Annotated in this window: 16 protein-coding genes, 2 tRNA genes, 1 riboswitch and 1 other annotated feature; of the genes, 1 reads left to right on the top strand and 17 read right to left on the bottom strand. The window is 51.5% G+C overall.

Annotation, left to right across the window (positions count from 1 at the left end; genetic code table 11):
• Nucleotides 1-109: 109 nt before the first annotated feature.
• The 16 genes from rpoB to MNU25_RS03750 all read right to left on the bottom strand — a co-directional run bounded on the left by rpoB (nucleotide 110) and on the right by MNU25_RS03750 (nucleotide 16,038).
• Nucleotides 110-3,475, bottom strand: coding sequence for a DNA-directed RNA polymerase subunit beta (gene rpoB, locus MNU25_RS03820; protein ID WP_240983853.1), 3,366 nt, complete (start codon nucleotides 3,473-3,475; stop codon nucleotides 110-112).
• Nucleotides 3,476-4,020: 545 nt separating this feature from the next.
• Nucleotides 4,021-4,401 (bottom strand): 50S ribosomal protein L7/L12, encoded by a 381-nt coding sequence (gene rplL / locus MNU25_RS03815; RefSeq protein WP_240983852.1) that lies wholly within the window; start codon nucleotides 4,399-4,401, stop codon nucleotides 4,021-4,023.
• A 37-nt stretch (nucleotides 4,402-4,438) separates the two neighbouring features.
• Nucleotides 4,439-4,957 (bottom strand): 50S ribosomal protein L10, encoded by a 519-nt coding sequence (rplJ, locus tag MNU25_RS03810; protein WP_240983851.1) that lies wholly within the window; start codon nucleotides 4,955-4,957, stop codon nucleotides 4,439-4,441.
• A gap of 38 nt (nucleotides 4,958-4,995) precedes the next feature.
• Nucleotides 4,996-5,129, bottom strand: a sequence feature (ribosomal protein L10 leader region).
• A 60-nt stretch (nucleotides 5,130-5,189) separates the two neighbouring features.
• Nucleotides 5,190-5,882: a 50S ribosomal protein L1 gene (gene rplA, locus MNU25_RS03805; RefSeq protein ID WP_240983850.1), complete on the bottom strand. Its 693-nt coding sequence runs from the start codon at nucleotides 5,880-5,882 to the stop codon at nucleotides 5,190-5,192.
• Between the two features lie 73 nt (nucleotides 5,883-5,955).
• Nucleotides 5,956-6,381: a 50S ribosomal protein L11 gene (rplK, locus tag MNU25_RS03800; protein WP_240983849.1), complete on the bottom strand. Its 426-nt coding sequence runs from the start codon at nucleotides 6,379-6,381 to the stop codon at nucleotides 5,956-5,958.
• A 49-nt stretch (nucleotides 6,382-6,430) separates the two neighbouring features.
• Nucleotides 6,431-6,958, bottom strand: a complete 528-nt coding sequence (nusG, locus tag MNU25_RS03795) for a transcription termination/antitermination protein NusG (RefSeq protein WP_240983848.1) — start codon at nucleotides 6,956-6,958, stop codon at nucleotides 6,431-6,433.
• A 232-nt stretch (nucleotides 6,959-7,190) separates the two neighbouring features.
• Nucleotides 7,191-7,412, bottom strand: a complete 222-nt coding sequence (secE, locus tag MNU25_RS03790; protein WP_240983847.1) for a preprotein translocase subunit SecE — start codon at nucleotides 7,410-7,412, stop codon at nucleotides 7,191-7,193.
• 287 nt (nucleotides 7,413-7,699) lie between these two features.
• Entirely contained in the window at nucleotides 7,700-7,849 is a 150-nt protein-coding gene (gene rpmG / locus MNU25_RS03785; protein ID WP_084719984.1) for a 50S ribosomal protein L33, read from the bottom strand.
• Between the two features lie 270 nt (nucleotides 7,850-8,119).
• Nucleotides 8,120-8,194, bottom strand: a tRNA-Met gene (locus tag MNU25_RS03780).
• Nucleotides 8,195-8,362: 168 nt separating this feature from the next.
• Nucleotides 8,363-8,446, bottom strand: a tRNA-Tyr gene (locus MNU25_RS03775).
• A gap of 970 nt (nucleotides 8,447-9,416) precedes the next feature.
• Complete coding sequence (gene bzaB, locus MNU25_RS03770) at nucleotides 9,417-10,706, bottom strand: B12 lower ligand biosynthesis ThiC-like protein BzaB (protein WP_240983846.1); 1,290 nt, start codon at nucleotides 10,704-10,706, stop codon at nucleotides 9,417-9,419.
• Nucleotides 10,707-10,838: 132 nt separating this feature from the next.
• Nucleotides 10,839-12,137, bottom strand: a complete 1,299-nt coding sequence (thiC, locus tag MNU25_RS03765; protein ID WP_240983845.1) for a phosphomethylpyrimidine synthase ThiC — start codon at nucleotides 12,135-12,137, stop codon at nucleotides 10,839-10,841.
• Between the two features lie 97 nt (nucleotides 12,138-12,234).
• Nucleotides 12,235-12,405, bottom strand: a riboswitch (cobalamin riboswitch).
• A 52-nt stretch (nucleotides 12,406-12,457) separates the two neighbouring features.
• Nucleotides 12,458-12,598 carry a hypothetical protein gene (locus MNU25_RS20425; RefSeq protein WP_372503702.1) on the bottom strand — a complete coding sequence of 47 codons (141 nt, stop codon included), beginning with the start codon at nucleotides 12,596-12,598 and terminating at the stop codon, nucleotides 12,458-12,460.
• A gap of 331 nt (nucleotides 12,599-12,929) precedes the next feature.
• Entirely contained in the window at nucleotides 12,930-14,093 is a 1,164-nt protein-coding gene (locus MNU25_RS03760; RefSeq protein ID WP_240986715.1) for an iron-containing alcohol dehydrogenase, read from the bottom strand.
• A gap of 173 nt (nucleotides 14,094-14,266) precedes the next feature.
• Nucleotides 14,267-14,512 carry a hypothetical protein gene (locus MNU25_RS03755; protein WP_240983844.1) on the bottom strand — a complete coding sequence of 82 codons (246 nt, stop codon included), beginning with the start codon at nucleotides 14,510-14,512 and terminating at the stop codon, nucleotides 14,267-14,269.
• 50 nt (nucleotides 14,513-14,562) lie between these two features.
• Nucleotides 14,563-16,038, bottom strand: a complete 1,476-nt coding sequence (locus tag MNU25_RS03750; RefSeq protein ID WP_240983843.1) for an aldehyde dehydrogenase family protein — start codon at nucleotides 16,036-16,038, stop codon at nucleotides 14,563-14,565.
• Between the two features lie 464 nt (nucleotides 16,039-16,502).
• On the opposite strand from MNU25_RS03750, the gene MNU25_RS03745 reads away from it, so the two are divergent.
• Nucleotides 16,503-18,497, top strand: coding sequence for a sigma-54-dependent Fis family transcriptional regulator (locus MNU25_RS03745; RefSeq protein ID WP_240983842.1), 1,995 nt, complete (start codon nucleotides 16,503-16,505; stop codon nucleotides 18,495-18,497).
• A 209-nt stretch (nucleotides 18,498-18,706) separates the two neighbouring features.
• On the opposite strand, the gene MNU25_RS03740 is transcribed toward MNU25_RS03745, so the two are convergent.
• Entirely contained in the window at nucleotides 18,707-18,982 is a 276-nt protein-coding gene (locus MNU25_RS03740) for an HPr family phosphocarrier protein (RefSeq protein ID WP_240983841.1), read from the bottom strand.

The following is an 18,982-nucleotide window of genomic DNA, read 5'->3' as shown; positions in this document are numbered from 1 at the left end:
ATCAGGGAAACAGGTGCAGACAACCCACTCCGCCAAGGAATGAGCCTGCAGGCCCGGCTTCACTTATCCGCGGCGGGGACTCTCCTGTGTCGCAAAACCGGCATGGAGCCTACTCAAGATCGTCTTCTAAACCTTGTTCGTCTTCTAAACCTTGTTCGTCCTCGGCAATCTCTTCATCGTCGTCGATGAACTCTTCCTCCTCGTCGCCGGGGCTTGCCACAACCTCGGCCACAGGCATCTCTTCATGCAGGTCAATCCCCAACTCCTTTGCGGTCTCAGTGACATCCTCGTCGATTTCATGGATCTCTATTTCTTCATCGTCTTCGGAGAGAACCCGGACGTCGAGAGCCAGGCTCTGGAGTTCCTTGATCAGGACCTTGAATGATTCGGGAACCCCCGGTTCGGGAATGTTCTCTCCTTTGACGATCGCTTCATAGGTTTTAACCCGGCCGACAATATCATCAGACTTCACCGTTAAAATCTCCTGCAGGGTGTAAGCGGCACCGTAAGCTTCCAGAGCCCAGACTTCCATCTCCCCGAAACGCTGCCCGCCGAACTGAGCCTTCCCCCCCAGAGGCTGCTGGGTCACCAAAGAATAGGGCCCTGTCGAACGGGCATGGATTTTATCGTCAACCAGATGATGCAGTTTCAAAACATACATATAACCGACGGTCAATTTATTGTCGAAAGGTTCTCCGGTCCGCCCGTCGTAGAGAACCGTTTTCCCCCCCTCCGGCAGTCCGGCCTTGGCTAAAGTGGCAAAGACATCGTCCTCTGTGGCCCCGTCGAAGACAGGGGTGGCAACACGAATGCCCAGGGTCTTGGCAGCCCAGCCCAAGTGAGTCTCCATGATTTGGCCCAGATTCATCCGTGAAGGAACCCCGAGCGGATTGAGCACGATCTCAATCGGTGTGCCATCCGGCATAAAAGGCATGTCCTCCTGGCGCATGATCCGGGAAATGACGCCTTTGTTGCCATGCCGGCCCGCCATCTTGTCTCCCACGGAGATCTTTCTCTTTTGAGCAATGTAGACCCGAACCAGTTCGTTTACTCCCGGTGCCAACTCGTCCCCGTTTTCCCGGGTAAAAACCTTGACATCGACAATCTTCCCGGCCTCCCCATGCGGAACCCGGAGAGAGGTGTCTCTCACTTCCCTGGCTTTCTCACCGAAGATGGCCCGCAAAAGACGCTCCTCCGCCGTGAGTTCTGTCTCACCTTTCGGTGTCACCTTTCCTACCAGAATGTCGCTGGGGTGTACCTCGGCACCGATGCGAATAATGCCGCGCTCGTCCAGGTCTTTGAGCACATCCTCACCTACGTTGGGAATGTCGCGCGTAATCTCTTCCGGACCCAGCTTAGTATCCCGGGCGTCTGCCTCATATTCTTCAATATGAATAGATGTATAATAGTCCTCGCGGACCAACTTTTCACTGATGAGGATGGCATCCTCGTAGTTGTACCCTTCCCAAGTCATAAAGGCCACCAGGACATTGTGCCCAAGGGCAAGTTCGCCCTGCTCCGTCGACGGTCCGTCCGCAACGATTTGCCCCGCGCTGACGACTTCACCTTTACTCACGATCGGACGCTGGTTGATACAGGTGCCCTGATTCGAACGCAAATACTTAAGCAGCCTATTTTTCTGGGTCGTCCCGTCGTCACCGCGGATGATGATCTCATCCGCGGTCGACCGTTCCACCACTCCGCCTTTTTTCGCCAAGACGCAAACACCCGAATCTTTGGCCGCCTTATATTCCATCCCCGTTCCGACCAGGGGCGCGTCGGCCCGCAAGAGGGGCACAGCCTGGCGCTGCATGTTTGAGCCCATCAGAGCCCGGTTCGCGTCATCATGTTCCAAGAACGGAATAAGAGCCGTGGCTATGGAAACCATCTGCTTGGGCGAGACATCCATGTAGTCAATGCGGTTAGGGGCAACCAAGACAAAATCCGCACCATGGCGGGCGTCGATTTTCTCAGCGACAAAGCGGCCATCCGCGTCTAAAAGGGCATTGGCCTGCGCCACAATGTATTTCTCTTCTTCATCCGCCGTAAGATAATGAATCTCGTCCGTGACAATACCCTCGTCTTGGTCGACCTTGCGATACGGAGCCTCGATGAACCCGTATTCATTGATCCTGCCATAAGTACTCAAAGAACCGATCAAGCCGATGTTCGGACCCTCCGGGGTTTCAATCGGGCACATCCTGCCATAGTGTGAGTGGTGCACATCCCGAACTTCGAACCCGGCCCTTTCCCTGCTCAACCCCCCCGGACCCAGGGCACTGAGACGCCGTTTATGGGTCAATTCCGCCAGCGGATTGGTCTGGTCCATAAACTGGGAGAGCTGACTGCTGCCGAAGAACTCTTTGATCGCCGCCACGACGGGGCGAATGTTGATCAGCACCTGAGGTGTAATCACATCCACGTCCTGAATCGTCATCCGTTCCCGCACAACCCGTTCCATGCGCGATAGCCCGATCCGGAACTGATTCTGCAGAAGTTCTCCGACCGACCGAAGGCGTCGGTTGCCCAGATGATCAATATCGTCGCCATGTCCTTCCCCGGTCATGAGGAAGAGCATCCGGTTCATCGCCGCTATGATGTCTTCCTTCGTCAAATGACGCACATTCATGGGAATATCCAAACCCAACTTTTTGTTCAGCTTGTAGCGTCCGACTTTCGCCAAGTCGTAACGTTTGGGATCAAAAAAGAGGGTTTCCAACAGAGAACGGGCGCTGTCAACCGTCGGAGGCTCACCGGGACGCAGCCTTTTATATATTTCAACCAGAGCCTCCTCCGTCGACTCGGAGTTATCCCTTTCCAACGTCCCCCGAATTTCGGGACGATCATCAAACAGTTCCAAGATCTGACCGTTGCTGCTGTATCCCAACGCTCTGATCAGAATGGTCGCGGACAGCTTACGCGTCCTATCCACCCTGACATAAAGGTTATCGTTCAGATCACTCTCAAATTCAAGCCAGGCACCCCGGTTCGGAATAACCGTCGCACCGTAAAGTTTCTTGCCGGTCGGATCGATCTGTTCGGAATAATAGACCCCCGGGGAACGAACCAGCTGGCTGACGATCACTCGCTCCGCACCGTTGATGATAAAAGTTCCCTTTTCTGTCATCAGGGGAAAATCCCCCATGAACACTTCCTGCTCTTTTACTTCTCCGGTTTCTTTATTTATAAGGCGAACCTTGACCCTGAGAGGGGCGGCATAGGTCACATCGCGTTCTTTACATTCTTCGACCTCATATTTCGGATCTCCCAGGCTGTAATCAATGAATTCCAAAACCAAATTACCCGTGAAATCCTGAATGGGGGAAATGTCACGAAACATTTCGCGCAATCCCTCTTCAAGGAACCAAAGATAGGAGTTTTGCTGGATTTCAATCAGATTCGGCATTTCGAGAATTTCCCGGATCCTTGAATAGCTCCAACGTTCCCTTGTCCCAACCTTAACAGGATAGAACATTTGATGCTTCACCCCTCAAGTTTGATTTTCCGAAACAGGCAAGCGGTTCAAAGCCCAACTCTCAGTAAACTCGTTCAGCTTAAGCTGAACATCGAGACTTCGCCTACGATAGTCTCCGGTGGAGACTATCGTAGGCACAGAGCGTGAAATTATGCTTTTGTGCCGAAGGATGGAGTCTACCCCCACCGAAGCGGGGTACGTAGGATCCACTCCCACTTATAGAAGTCGGAGTCTTACGCTTTGGATAAATGGCGGCAAGAAACAATCCTCCTTCGTGCCGCACCATCCGGACAGATCCAAAGTGGACATGAATATGGTCCTTCTGATAGGATTTACCAATTCTCCACAGTAACAATTATTAAGGATACCATTATTACGTCCTTGTGTCAAGGACTAATCCGAAATTTATTTGCGCAATAGCCGAAATTTTTGCCGTTTCCCGAAAATGATCACCTGCTCCGGAAATCGCTGTCCGGCGGGGGAGCCGCGAAAAAGGCGGGGTGTTGAAAAACACCCCGCCTCACTCCCCGGCAGTACCGTTAGCCTTATTTTACTTCGACTTTGGCACCGGCATCGCTCAATTTGGTCTTTAACGCTTCCGCATCCTCTTTGGAGATCTTCTCTTTGATAGGTTTCGGAGCGCTGTCGACGAGGTCTTTCGCTTCTTTTAGCCCTAAGCCGGTCACTTCGCGGACGGCTTTGATGACGTTAATCTTGGAGGACCCGACTTCGACCAGGATGACATCAAACTCGGTTTGCTCTTCCACCGCAGCCGGCGCGGCGCCGGGAGCCGCTCCCGGCGCCGCCACCGCCACCGGGGCCGCCGCGCTGACCCCGAACTCTTCTTCAAAGGCTTTGACCAACTCGGACAGTTCCAGAACAGAGAGGCCTTTAACGGCTTCGATAATTTCACTGGTCTTTGACATTTTTGTTTCCTCCTAAAATATAAATATACTTTTTCTCTCAGGCTTCCTGCGCTTGCCGTATTGCTTCCAATACATACGCGAGTTTGCGAATCGGGCCTTGCAGAACGTTGACCATTCCGGCCAAAGGAGCCTGCATCCCGCGCAGCACCTGCGCCAAGAGCACCTCGCGCGGCGGCAGGTCCGCCAGAACTTTTACCCCGTCCGCACCGATGACCTTCCCTTCGAGCACACCCGCTTTAATCACGAAATTCTTATTGGTCTTGGCAAACTCGGAGAGAATCTTGGCAGGCGCTACAGGGTCAGCGCTAAAGGCAACGGCCGTAGGCCCTTCCAGAAACGGATCCAAACCCTGGACACCGACCTCCTGCGCGGCCCTCTTCACCAGTGTGTTCTTCAGAACCCGATATTCCACCCCGGCTGCACGCAGTTTTACACGCAATTGAGTCACCTGAGCGACGGTCAAACCGCGGTAGTCCGCCAAAACCACTCCCGTCGAACTGCCCAATTTCTCCCGGATCTCTGCCGTCACCTGAGCCTTCTCCTCATGGTTAAGCATGATTGACACCTCCTTCCCGGAATTTTTAATCGTCTTTTCCGCCAGTCAAAAAACCTCTGCCGCAGCAGAGGTTAAGAAAGCTGAACTTATGTCAGCGATCTGTCCAACCTCGGCAGGATATAAGATTAAGCCCAAAGGCTCCTGCTGTCTTCAGCGGCGGCCATATTCTCATTCCGGGTCTGATCATGAATATTTACCGACGGCGGCTCCGAAATTGCCCATCCGCTTCAGGCTAATGCGCCTTAAGCGGATTAATTTTTACGGCAGGGCTCATCGTAGAGGACAAGGTGACACTTCGAATATATTGACCCTTGGCAGCGGCGGGTTTTACCTTAATCAAAGTCTCCGCCAGCACCCGGTAGTTATCCAGCAATTGTTCTTCGGAAAAAGAGACTTTGCCGATGGGGGCATGGATAATCCCGGCTTTGTCGGCACGGTAAGTGATCTTACCGGCCTTGATTTCGTGAATGGCCTTGGCCACTTCAAAAGTGACTGTCCCGGTTTTCGGATTCGGCATCAGGCCCTTAGGTCCCAGCATCCGGCCCAATTTACCGACCATACCCATCATGTCGGGGGTTGCGACCGCCACGTCAAAATCAAACCAACCTTGCTGAATTTTTTCCACCATTTCTTCGGCTCCGACAAAATCGGCTCCGGCCTGCTCGGCCTCTTTCGCCTTGTCACCTTTGGCGAAAACCAAAACCGTCTTACTTTTACCGGTTCCGTGAGGGAGAACTACCGCTCCCCTGATCTGCTGATCCGCGTGCCTGGTATCGATCCCCAAACGGAAAGCGGCATCCACAGTTTCGTCAAACTTCGCTTTGGCGATCTTCTTGACGATGCCCACCGCTTCCGAGGGCTCAAACAGGGCGTTGCGGTCATACAGTTTGACTGCTTCCTGACGATTCTTTCCTGCCTTCGGCATACCTTAACCTCCCAGTGGTGAAACGGGCTCAAGCCCTCCCACTATCTTTCTTCTGAGCCGGCGCTGCAGCCGACTACTCGGCAATTTCAATACCCATACTTCGGGCCGTTCCTTCCACCATCCGCATGGCGGCCTCGACACTGGCGGCATTGAGATCCTTCATTTTTAACTCGGCGATTTCACGAACCTTGACCTTGTCGACTTTAGCAACTTTTTTACGGTTGGGCTCTGCCGACCCGGAATTGATATTGGCTGCTTTTTTCAGCAGCACCGAGGCCGGCGGCGTCTTCGTAATGAACGAAAATGAGCGATCTTCAAATACTGTGATTTCCACCGGAATAATAAGCCCGGCTTGGTCTTTGGTGCGCTCGTTGTACTCTTTGCAGAACGCCATAATATTGACCCCATGCTGACCGAGTGCCGGACCGACCGGAGGCGCGGGTGTAGCCTTACCTGCCGTGATCGCCAACTTGACCAAACCGACAACTTTCTTTGCCATAAACAAACACCTCCTTTTCGGGATATCCTTAATCGAGTTCGGAATGTCCTTAATCAATCTTTTCGACTTGCGCAAACTCCAATTCCACGGGGGTCTCCCGGCCAAACATAGAAACCATGACACGAAGCTTTCCCTTGTCTTCGAGAATCTCCCGGATTACCCCAATAAAATCTTTGAAAGGCCCCGTAATCACCCGGACACTCTGGTTCACCGAATAATCCACTCTGGTCCGGACTTCTTCGTAGCCCATCTGACGGAGAATGCTTGTCACCTCATATTCCAACAAAGGAATCGGCTTGGCGCCGGTCCCGACGAACCCCGTCACTCCCGGGGTGTTGCGCACGACATACCAGGAGTCGTCCGTCATGTCCATCTCAACCAAGACATACCCGGGAAACACCTTGCGCTTGGCAACCTTTTTCTTCCCGTTCTTGATTTCGATCTCATCCTCCATGGGGACAAGCACCCGAAAGATCTTGTCCTCCATGTTCATGGATTCAACCCGCTTCTCCAAGTTCGTCTTGACTTTGTTCTCGTAGCCGGAATACGTATGAATGACGTACCAGTTCTTCTCCATCGCTCATCAGGGCACCAAACGAAGCCCTAACCTCCCTGTGAAATTAACCCAAGCCTTAACGTTTATCTGTCGGAGCTGCCCCGGCGGCAAACCCCGGTCGGAAGTATGAAGTCAACCCGGGTATCCGCGTCCTTGAAGTATGAAGTCAACTGCCGGGGACATCCCGGGCATCCCGGGTGTCCCACAGTATTTGCTTCCTAGAAGTATGAAGTCAACCCGGGTATCTCCTTCCTTAAGGAAGGAACCTGGCCAACGCCAAAGTTAAAGCGCTGTCCACAATCCACATCAAGATGGCCACTATAGCCACCGACAGCACGACAACCCCCGTATAAACGAGAAGCTGTTGCCGGGTCGGCCAATGCACCTTCTTTAATTCAGCCCAAACCCCCCGAAAATACTCCGTGGATTTCGTCATTTGGCCCTGAGCATTTCCGGGTTTCCTTGCGGCGCCCATTGCATCACATCCTTAAATTAGACCTACGGACCTCCGAACCATACGCCGGCCTGCGCACCATACGGTCACGCAACCAGGTTCTTAACAACGTTCCCGGGCGTACAGCCAGTCCCACTGGGAAACCCCTATGCGCATCCCGCCACAACACTCCGGCCGCTCCCGGCGCAACGGCCGGAGGCGCCGTTCAAACCGGCCAAGCTCAGCGCCGATTTTACGAGACGGCACACGTTTTCTCGACGAAGGCATTACGAGATGGCACGCCTTTTTCTCGACGAAGGCAAAAAAAATTACTTCGTCTCCTTATGCGACGTATGTGTTCTGCAAAACTTACAATACTTTTTGACCTCCAAGCGATCTGGGTTGGTCTTTTTATTTTTTACCGTCGCATAGTTCCGGTGTTTGCATTCCGTACATGCTAAGATAATACCAACGCGCATCCACGAACACCTCCCACTGTATGGCCCTGGAAATAAACCCATTGCTCCCAATAATTTATCATATGACACATATCATGTCAAGAAAAGCCTGATTTTCTGACCTTTAAGCGCGCCGGATGCTCCAGATGCGCCAAGTGCGCCGCAACAACTTAATTGATCTTGATCCCGCGGGGATTTCCGGATTTAACTGTCTGACTGCGAAACCCCTTTCGCCTTGCCGCCGGAAGCCATCCAGCGAAAGAAAGGCAGCCACGCTGCCTTTTGAAGTCTTGGTTGCGGGAGCCGGATTTGAACCGACGACCTTCGGGTTATGAGCCCGACGAGCTACCGCTGCTCCATCCCGCGCTGATCAATTGTCTCAAACCAGAGGATAACTGCCACAATTTCCAGAATGACTTCCCTCTTGGTATCAATACTCCATACGAACTGTCCGGCCTTCGATCTCCGACTTCCGGCGCTCGGCTTTCGATCTTTGATTTCTGACTTCCGACCTCTGACTTCCGACCTCTGAATTGGTGGGCAGGGATGGATTCGAACCACCGTACCTTCCGGAACAGATTTACAGTCTGCCGCCTTTAACCACTCGGCCACCTGCCCATGAAAAATCGGGAAGACAAAAAAACCCTCGGTATCCTGGTTTATCCTGCAGCATTTTGATTCAGTTGCAGGATCGGTTGCAGTAATTGCAGCACAAAACTTATTTTAGCATGTGACCCCCAAATGTCAATACCGAATTCCGTTTCCGGGGCAATTTTCTTTATAGATTGCATAGATTACGACGTTTGGCCGGAGACCACCAAAAAGAGAGGCGGCAAGATACCGGCGAGCCCTGCCCCAAACAAAATCACGGCCGATCTTTTGGCTGGCAAAGATGACGGCCGTGTCCGTCGTCAGGGGCAGAAGCTCTGTCGTAGCGAATCTTTGCCGGGCCAGTTCTTCCCGGACCCAGGTTCCAGAAAAAACTCTCCCATTATATGCATTATACGTATGGATGAACATGTTTAAGTCAACAGACCGGCTTTTTCCGGGAGGAACTCACTCTCCAGCCAAAGTCAACTCCATTTTTTAACATGGCTTGCGAGAAGTCCCCCGTCCTCTATAGGCCTCTATAGGCGGGGGATGAATCGCTATATGGACATTCACAAAAAAGCGTATAGTATTTGGCAAATTGTTCTGGTATAAAATGTTCTGGTATAAAATGTTCTGGTATAAAATGTTCTGGTATAAATTGTTCTGGTATAATATAATCAGTCGTATTATAATATAATCAGTCGTATATAGAGTAGAGGGCTGATTTCTAGTGAGTGCTAAACTCATCTTAGAGCGTGGACTTAGCGCCATGGCCCAAACATAGATTTTCTGTAGGGCGGGAACCGCCCGAAGTTACGCCTGTGGAAATTGCGTAAGACCTAATCCAGCACTCAGAAACCTTGAGTGCTGGACGAGGGCAACGATTGATGAAACAGGAAGCCAACGCCCAAGTGTTCGCCGAGAAGCCCCCGCTTCTTAGCGAAACGTAAGCGGGGGTAGTTCACAACCTCTCCGGCAATTATTTGCGGCCGCGCTGTTACGAAACAATTCCATAATACTTGGCCGCGACCTGGGCGGCGCAATTCGGTCCGCATACCGCACACGAGTGGTCATCTCCGGCGGCCAGGGCAACTCTCGTTTTTTCAGGATCCAGAGAAAGGCTTATCTGCCCATCAATATTCCGGGCGACCCGGGCCTGCGCCATTTGCCTGTCCTTTTCCCAGGCCTGTTTGTTTCCACGGGCGAGATCGGCTGCGTGAGCGGCGATCCGGGCCGCAATGACTCCCTCTTTGACATCTTCTTCCGTCGGCAAGCCCAGATGCTCAGCCGGGGTCACATAGCAAAGAAAGTCAGCACCGGCCGCGCCGGCGATGGCCCCGCCTATAGCGGCCGTGATATGGTCATATCCCGGTGCCACATCGGTCGCCAAGGTGCCCAAAATGAAATAAGGCGCCCCATGGCATAGCCGTTTCTGTACTTGGATAGTCGCCTCCACATGGTTCATGGGAACGTGTCCCGGTCCTTCCACCATCACCTGAACTCCGGCAGCCTGAGCTCGGGCTACAAGTTCTCCGGCTGCGATCAGTCCCTGCAGTTGGGCGGCATCCAGGGAGTCGGCGGTGGAACCGGGACGGATGGCATCCCCCATACTTAGGGTTACATCGTATTTTTTCAAAATCTCCAGTAAGCGGTCAAACTGTTCGTAGAGCGGGTTTTCTTGGTTGTTATGCAGCATCCAAGCCGTGAGAAAGGAACCCCCGCGGCTGACCACATCTGTGACTCGCCCCGTTCCCTGCAGCCGCTTTAGGACATCAAAATTGTACGCACTGTGAATGGCCATAAAGTCCACACCGTCTATCGCTTGTTTTTCGATCGTCTCAAACATATCCCCGGCGGTCATGGCCACAATGCTGCCCCGTTTTTCGATGGCTTCGATCGCGGCCTGATAGATAGGCACAGAGCCGACGGCAATCTTTGCTTTGGTCAAGGCCAGTCGCCTCATGCCGTCAATATTCCCACCGGTGCTTAAATCCATCAGGGAATCACAGCCTGCCCTTTCCACAAAAGCCAGTTTTCTTTCCTCCAGCGACAGGTCCTCACGATTGCTGGAGGTGCCGATTAAGGCATTGACTTTGATGCGCAAGTCCTGACCGATCCCGCAGTAATTGAACTCTTTCCGGTTCACATTGTGGGGAATAACGATCTGGCCGGATGCAACTCCCTCCAAGATAGATTTGACGTCCACATTTTCCCGTTTAGCGACTGTTTCCATCTCCGGCGTAATCTCGCCCGCCCTGGCAGCCAATACCTGAGTTACCCGAGTCATTTTTCTTCATCCTTCCTTGAATATTTTCGTTAGACCCCGCCGAAGGACTATTCGAGGACGAAACCTTCTGACCCCGTGGTACTTCGGGAATATCCCCGTCCTCGCCGGTCCAAGTTTGAGCCACCCGGTATCTTAACAACTCACTCTCGCGGTGCCCAGATATTTCGCGACAATTTCCATGGCGCAGTACTTTCCGCACATGGCGCATCCGGCCACGCTATCGTCGCTTCTGGTTTTCTTTATCTTTTCAGCGCGTCCCGGGTCTATCGCCAAGTCGATCTGTTTTTGCCAGTCCAAGGCCTTCCTGGCCCGGGATAACGCCAGATCCCATTTTGCGGCCCCGGGCAGACCCTTGGCTAAGTCGGCGGCATGGGCTGCAATCCGAGCCGCCACCACACCTTCGTGAACCTGGTCAACATCAGGCAGTCCGATATGTTCTGCCGGTGTTACATAGCATAAAAACCCGGCCCCGGCCCAAGCGCTGATGGCCCCGCCGATAGCCGCACTGATATGGTCATAGCCGGCGGCAATATCCGTCACCACCGGACCGAACACAAAGTAGGGGGCTCCTTGGCATAGGCTCTGTTGCAAAGTCACGGTCGCTTTTAGCTGGCTCAAAGGAACATGCCCGGGTCCTTTCACCATGACCTGCACCCCTGCTTCCCTTGCCCTCCGTACCAGCTCACCCATGACCACCATTTCCTGCACCTGAGCCCCGTCCAGTGAATCCGCCAGGCAACCCGGCCGCATCCCGTCAGCAAGGCTGACCGTAACATCATATTTACGGGCAATGTCCAAAACTCGGTCGTAATGCTCATAGAGCGGGTTTTCCCGCCGGTTATGCAACATCCAGCCGATCAAATGAGAACCACCGTAACTTACCAGAGGATCAAGCCTGCCTTCTTGTTTAGCCCGCTCCACAGCGCTCATGGTAGTGCCGCAGTGCAGGGCCATAAAATCAACACCGTCAGCCGCCTCTCGTTCAATCACTTCGAATAATTGTTCAACTTCCATCTTCAGGGATGAACCGTACTTTTGGGCCGTTTGGGCCACGGCCTGATAGTAGGGCAACGTTCCCAGCGGTGTCATGGTCGCTGTCAGGCTTTCCTTGCGCATGGCGTCAATATCCCCGCTGACGCTTAGATCCATGATAGAATCCGTTCCCGCTTCTACGGCTGTTCTGATCTTGGCCAGTTCCGTCTCGATGTTTCCTTTGGAGCCGTACAAACCGACACTGGCGCTTACTTTCGTTTTCAGCCCTTTCCCGATGCCGGTGGGGCTCATGTTTTGACGACGTATGTTCCGAGGTATAACGATGGTCCCTGCCGCCACTCCCTGTCTGACAAATTCGGCCGTAAGTTTTTCCCTGGCAGCCACATATTCCATTTCCGGCGTAATCCCGCCTTTTAGGGCCGTGCTGAGCTGTGTCATACTGGCATCCTCCTTTTTTTGTCAAATAAAAAAACCACGCCGAAATAGGGCGTGGATTTTACCATTATCCTCACCTAACCAACCTTACTCGCGAGGCCGGTATAGATATTTACAGGCAGGTCTCCTGACTCAGGCTCATCGCTGTCTTGCCCCTTCCCCCTTTTGGAGTGGTTATGGCAACAGCTCACCTTCACAGTGGCGGGTCCGTCCGGGAATCACACCCGGTTTCCTATTCTCCCTTTTTGGGCACCTGTAGTATGGATATTCACATTTTTCACTCTGAGTTTAGCTCTTTTGCCAAAGCTTGTCAAGCTTTTTGGTCATGGGCTGAAGCAGCCAATACGATTATCCAGGGCTTTGGACATAATACGTCTGCCCATGTCCGCATAGGCACCTTCAAAGACAAGCGCGTCTCCGATTCGTACTAGCTGTTCCGCCCCTGCCCGTGAAGAAGTACCTATGTCGATGTGCTAAGATCAATATTTGGCGACTCTGAAAATAACCGAGTTTGATAACGAACAAAGCCAGGTGATACAGTCGTTGGAATGTGAATACGCTGGTGAACCAAAATGGTATAAAAAAGTTCTGAGGAAGGCTGAGACTACGTTGTAGTCCCAAAATCACGCCGAGTAAAACCCCGCAGCCCTTGCTGCGTCTATATCTGGAAAAAATTTACGCCAAACTTAGGATTCTTAATAAAAAAAGAATGCCGGCAGCTTAGTGCCAGCCGGCGATAGAAGCAGATCCACGCATCCGTAAATGCTATATCCGTCACCTGGGAAAATCAGAATACTACAGGGCTCGTTTGTAGAGTTCAATGACTTCTTTCAAAGTCAAGATACGTGGGTTTGTAAAGGAACATGCGTCTTTCATGGCGTTTTGCGCCATGGTCAGGAAATCCTCCTCTTTAACGCCAAGTTCTTTAAGACCCGATGGAATGCCGACATCTTGAGACAGACATCGGATGGACTCGATTGCCACGTCTGCTGCGTCGCGAACTGAAAGCCTTTCGATATTTTTCCCCATAGCCCCGGCAATATCAGCAAAACGTTGAGGATTAGCCAGGATATTATAATTTGCTACGTGAGGAAGCAGAATAGCATTGCAGACTCCGTGAGAAAGGTCATAAAAACCACCCAGTTGGTGTGCCATAGCATGGACATATCCCAGGCTCGCGTTGTTAAAAGCCATACCTGCCAGAAACTCAGCATAAGCCATTTTATCCCGTGCTTCAACGTTTTGTCCGTTGGCCACCGCATTTCTTAAGTTTTCGGAGATAAGCTTGATGGCCATTAGGGCAGCAGAGTCAGTAATCGGGGTGGCGATGGTCGAGACATATGCTTCCACTGCATGAGTTAAAGCATCCATGCCAGTAGCTGCCGTCAATGCCGGAGGCATTCCCACCATGAGTAAAGGATCATTGATAGCCACGTTAGGGGTAACTCGCCAGTCCACAATAGCCATTTTCACATGGCGGTCTGTGTCAGTAATGATACAGAAACGGGTCATTTCACTGCCAGTACCAGCTGTAGTATTAATAGCAATAAAAGGGGGCATCGCTTTCTGGGATTTATCGACCCCTTCGAGGTCGCGAATATTACCGCCATTGGAAGCCAAAATCCCGATTCCTTTGGCGCAGTCGTGGGAACTCCCACCCCCGAGAGAGATGACCATGTTACAGGCGTTGTCTTTAAACATCTTGAGGCCGTCTTCCACATTTCTATCCGTCGGGTTGGGCTGCACTTTGTCGTAGAGAAATACTACTCCTCCGGTCGATTCCACTTGGTTCTTTATTTGCTCAGCAATTCCAGCCATGACAAGCCCTTTATCTGTGACCAGGAGGATTTTAGAACCACCTAAGATTTTGACTTGGGCTCGGATTTCTTGAGCCGATCCGATACCCATCAGGTTCACAGTGGGCATAAAATAGCCAAAAACTTGTTCACCTAAAGCCATAAGACAATTCACTCCTTTTTCAATAATTGGAACAACAAAGCCAGATTGAGGCATTCTTACCAATTTCCCAATTTTCATCGTTGCCCCGCTTCGTAACCCTTCTTCTCAAATTCATCCAATCGCGAGACTCCCACTTCTACAGACTTCTACAGGTGGGAGTAGTTCCCTGTACTCTACTTCAGTGGGGGTAGACTCCCCACTGAAGTCTCGATGTTCAGCTTCTGCTGAACGAGTTCGCTTAACATTTTAATGAAAGCCTCTTGCTTTTCCGGCGACACCCTTTTTAGTTCGAGAAGCTTACCTAAACTTCCTGGAAATGATCCGGCGCAGGAGAACGGCGAAATACCGTTCTCAATGAAAAACGTCATCACTCCCGGTATCTCCATGATTTCTTCCACCGAAGAATCTCGATTGATCATTCTGTCTCCTCCGTTGAACAACCGGCTCTGCTCTTTTCCTTGAGCTTACGTTAGTAGAGTCCCGCTTTCTTTTCCGTCAGACTGATGAAGATATTCTTCTTCTGGCTATAATGGTCAAGCATCATGAGATGCGTTTCCCGTCCGATTCCGGATTTTTTGTAGCCGCCGAACGGTGCATGTGCTGGTAGATTATTGTAATCGTTGACCCACATCCGCCCGGTTTCGACAGCCCTAGCCACTCGGAAGGCACGGTTAATATCCTTCGTCCAAACCGCTCCTCCTAAACCGTATTCGCTGTCATTGGCCATCCGGACTACGTCTTCCTCATCTTGAAACCTAATGAAACAAACCACCGGTCCGAAGATTTCTTCCTGAGCCACCCGCATTTTGTTGTCCACGTCGGCAAGAATGGTCGGTTGCATAAAAAACCCTTTATCAAGACCATTGTTGGTCAGGCGGTTACCGCCACAGGCGACCTTCGCCCCTTCCTTTTTTCCGACTTCCACGTAGGCAAGAATTTTTTCCAACTGCATTTGGTTAATCTGTGACCCCATCAGCGTATCTTTTTCCCATGGGAGGCCCACCTTGACTTTACCGAAAGCATCTACCGCCGCCGCCAGGAACTTATCATAGATCGCTTCCTGCACAAAAACACGCGAACCGGCACAACAAACTTGTCCTTGATTCAACAAAACACCCATCTGTACACCTTCCAGAGCTTTCTCCCATGGACAGTCTTCAAAATAAATGTTTGCCGATTTTCCGCCAAGTTCCAAAGTCGCCGGAATCAATTTCTTCGCTGCCGCATCTGCAATCGTATATCCTACTTCGGTTGAACCGGTAAAGGCCAGCTTACTAAAATCCGGATGGGACAACATGTAATTCCCAGTCGTAGATCCTCTACCAGTAACCACATTGACGACACCGGGTGGCAAGACTTGACCAAGGATTTTTGCCAATTCCAAAATGCTTAAAGGCGTTGCTGAAGATGGCTTGATCACAACGCAATTCCCGGCCGCCAGAGCGGGAGCTATTTTCCAAGCCGCCATGAGCAGCGGGAAGTTCCAAGGGATGATCTGCCCAACGACACCAAGCGGTTCGTGCAGAATAAGACTTAAGGTATCCTTGTCGATCATCACAGCCCGACCTTCTTCCGTCCGAACAGCTGATGCGAAATAGCGGAAATGATCAGAACTTAGAGGAACATCAATCCCGGTGGTTTCCCGAATCGGCTTGCCGTTATCCAAAGTTTCAATCATAGCCAATTTCTCCGCATTAGCGTCAATCAAATCGGCAACCTTTAGGAGGACTGCGGCACGGTCCTGCGGGCTCTTTTCTTTCCAGGACGGAAAAGCTTGCCAAGCAGCTTTTACTGCGCGGTCTACGTCTTCTTTGCCGGCATCGACGCAGGTCGCCAGAAACTCACCGTTTGCCGGACAATAGCTTTTATAGGTTTTCCCTTCCGCCCCCTCTACCCATTGGCCCCCGATATAGAGCTTGTAGCTTGCGTCCATTGGTTTTTGCATGTCGATTAGTATCTCTCCTTAATTATTAATCAGTTCATCACTCGATGAATTGTCAGTATGCTTACGATGCAAATTTCATGCCATCACAGATGCTCACGTGTTCTTCGCTGTCCTTTTGCTGCCCTATAGAGAAACAGCTTGGGTACCCACGCTCCTAAAGCTTGCCTACTTATATTTTCAATCAGCCTTTGGCGAAGGCTGTTACAGAGTGTCCCGCGTCTGTCCTCTTTTTGTTCTTCGTGCGCGACATAGAATGTACAGTGCAAGGCGGGACTTACCAGGCATCGCCGTTTCTCTTGGCGTTTCGACGGCTTCATTTGGGAGTTGTCATCTTCCGCTAGCATAACGCTCTAAGCTTGAAGGTTTTTATCATGTCCACTATAATAGTTAACAGAACAGTATGATTGGCAAGTGAGAACATTTTCTATCTCTGTGAGAGATTTCGAAGAAAAGAGGGTGAGAAGATGAATGCCACCGGAAATCTCGAAATAATCAGACAAGAATTCGTTGAAACAGGGAATATCTCCCTGGGAATACGGCCGGAAATTGCCGCTTCCTGGCAGCGTTCACGGCAGACCGGAGTTAACCCTGAAGACGGGGTAAGCCATGTCGTCCTAAACTCTCAACAGCTGGCAGAACTGCGCCTGCATAAACATCACTTGATATCCACTGCTCAACCTATTATCGATAAACTTCATCAGCTGGTCACCGAATCGGGTTTTATTGTTCTTCTAGCCGACGACGAAGGATATGTCATCGACATCGCCGGCGATAAGTCCACCCTGACCCGAGCTGTTCACTTAAATCTTTACTTAGGCGGAAACTGGCAGGAAAGAGAAGTGGGCACCAACGGCTTAGGCACAGCTTTGGCTCTAAACCACCCCGTACAGATTTCCGGAGCCGAGCATTATTGCGACAAACTTCGGGGTTGGACATGCTCGGCCGCTCCGATCCGCGATCTCACGGGCCACATCGTAGGTGCCTTACAAATGTCTGGTCCTTGCTCCCGTGCTCACCTTCATACCTTGGGTATGGTAGTGGCCGCAGTCGAGGCGATCCAAGGGTATTTAGACATTGAAGAGAAGAGCCATAGGTTGACAGTTCTAAATAATCATCTCAATAGTATTTTCTTCTCCGTCTCTGACGGAGTCCTTCTCATAAATCAGCAAGCGGAAATTCAAGAAGTCAATCCCGTCGCAGAAAAGATCCTTGCCTATCCTGCGGCCAAAATTTGCGGTCAAAGAATCACCAGATTCCTGGACCTTAAACCACACGCCCTAGAAACGTTAGGTAAAGGTAGCCCTTTGGCCTCAGCGGAAACGGCTTTCTATGGAAAGCACGATCCCGCCTATTGTCGTCTGTCAGCCAAACCTCTTAAAGATGAACAGAACAATATCTTGGGAAATATACTTTTTCTCAAGCCGATTGACGAGATTAAAAACCCGGCTAACCGCTATACCGCTGTTCCGGCCAACTTTCACTTCAGCGACATCATCGGCCAAAACGAACGCCTGCAGACAGCCATAAAACTAGCCTTGCTCGCAGCCAAAAACGACGCGAATGTTCTTTTGCAAGGGGAAAGCGGCACAGGCAAAGAAGTCTTTGCCCAAGCCATTCACAATCACAGTTCACGCCATACAGGTCCGTTCGTTGCTATCAACTGCGGTGCTATCCCGCACGAACTTCTGGCTAGCGAACTCTTCGGGTATGAAGAGGGTGCTTTTACTGGTGCTGGCCGGGGTGGACGACCCGGTAAATTCGAATTAGCTTCAGGCGGAACCCTTTTCCTAGACGAGATTGGAGAAATGCCTTTGGAACAACAGATTACTCTTCTCCGGGTTTTACAGGATCAGAAAATCACGCGTCTCGGTTCCAGCAAGGTCATTAGTACCGACGTGCGTATCCTATGCGCAACGAATAAGAACCTCAAGGAAGAAGTAAAAAAAGGCAGCTTTCGCCAGGACCTGTACTACCGCCTAAATGTCATCTTCTTGCAACTGCCTCCCTTGCGGGAGAGAAAAGACGATATTCCTCTGCTCTTCAGCACATTTCAGACCGCTGTTTGCCGCAAATCTGGTATTACTCTGCAAAGCATTGAGCGGAATATTCTCGAGCATCTGCGCGCGTATGAATGGCCAGGGAATATCCGCGAACTTCAAAACGTTGTAGAACGAATGATCTACTCAACACCTAATGGCGTTCTTTCCACCGAACTTCTTCCACAAGAAATTCTCACTGTCGCTGCGTCCGCCGAACGAAAGAGTCATTCCGACCCCAAGCAGCCACTGAAAATGAAAATGTTGCGGCAGCAATTCCGACAAAGCTTCGCCGAGCATGAACGTCAGGAAATACTTACCCTATTATCCAGGGAAGTAGGCAATGTCAGTGCCGTTGCCCGCACCTTGGGCATTTCCCGCAGCGCACTTTACCGAAAAATGCATCAGTTCAAACTTCTTTAGGCACGGTGGGGATCCAGGACGAACACGGTGGCCCGCTCTGATACGAAAGCCCAGAGCCACCGGCAATACCCCTGCTTCCCTCCTTTCTCAGCGATGAGCATCCAGCGTGTCTCATCGACGTGCCAGTGCGTACCCGGATCCGGAAGACGGTAGGAACGGCAAAGCCCCCGCGCACCGTTTTCAGTGCCGGGGGCTTCAGAAACGCCAGTCTAAGCTTCGCTTTTTTCTCCAAACTTCGAGTGCACAAGTTCAACCAGTTGGCCAAGTGCCTCTTCTTCATCCGGACCAACACACGTCAGAACAACCTGGTCGCCCTGTGTCACGCCGAGAGAAAGCACTCCGAGGATGGATTTGGCGGTAACTCTCTTGCCGCTTTTTTCCAGGCTAACCTCAGCCTTAAACCGGGATGCCGTCTGGACGAAAAGTGAGGCCGGCCGGGCATGCAGACCTGTTTCGTTGAGGATGGTCACGGTCTCCGTACGCAT

This window comes from Acididesulfobacillus acetoxydans (genome assembly GCF_902729405.1).
Lineage (GTDB): Bacteria > Bacillota > Desulfitobacteriia > Desulfitobacteriales > Desulfitobacteriaceae > Acididesulfobacillus > Acididesulfobacillus acetoxydans.
Note: the sequence above shows the minus strand (reverse complement) of the source record. Positions and strands in the feature narration are given on the sequence as shown.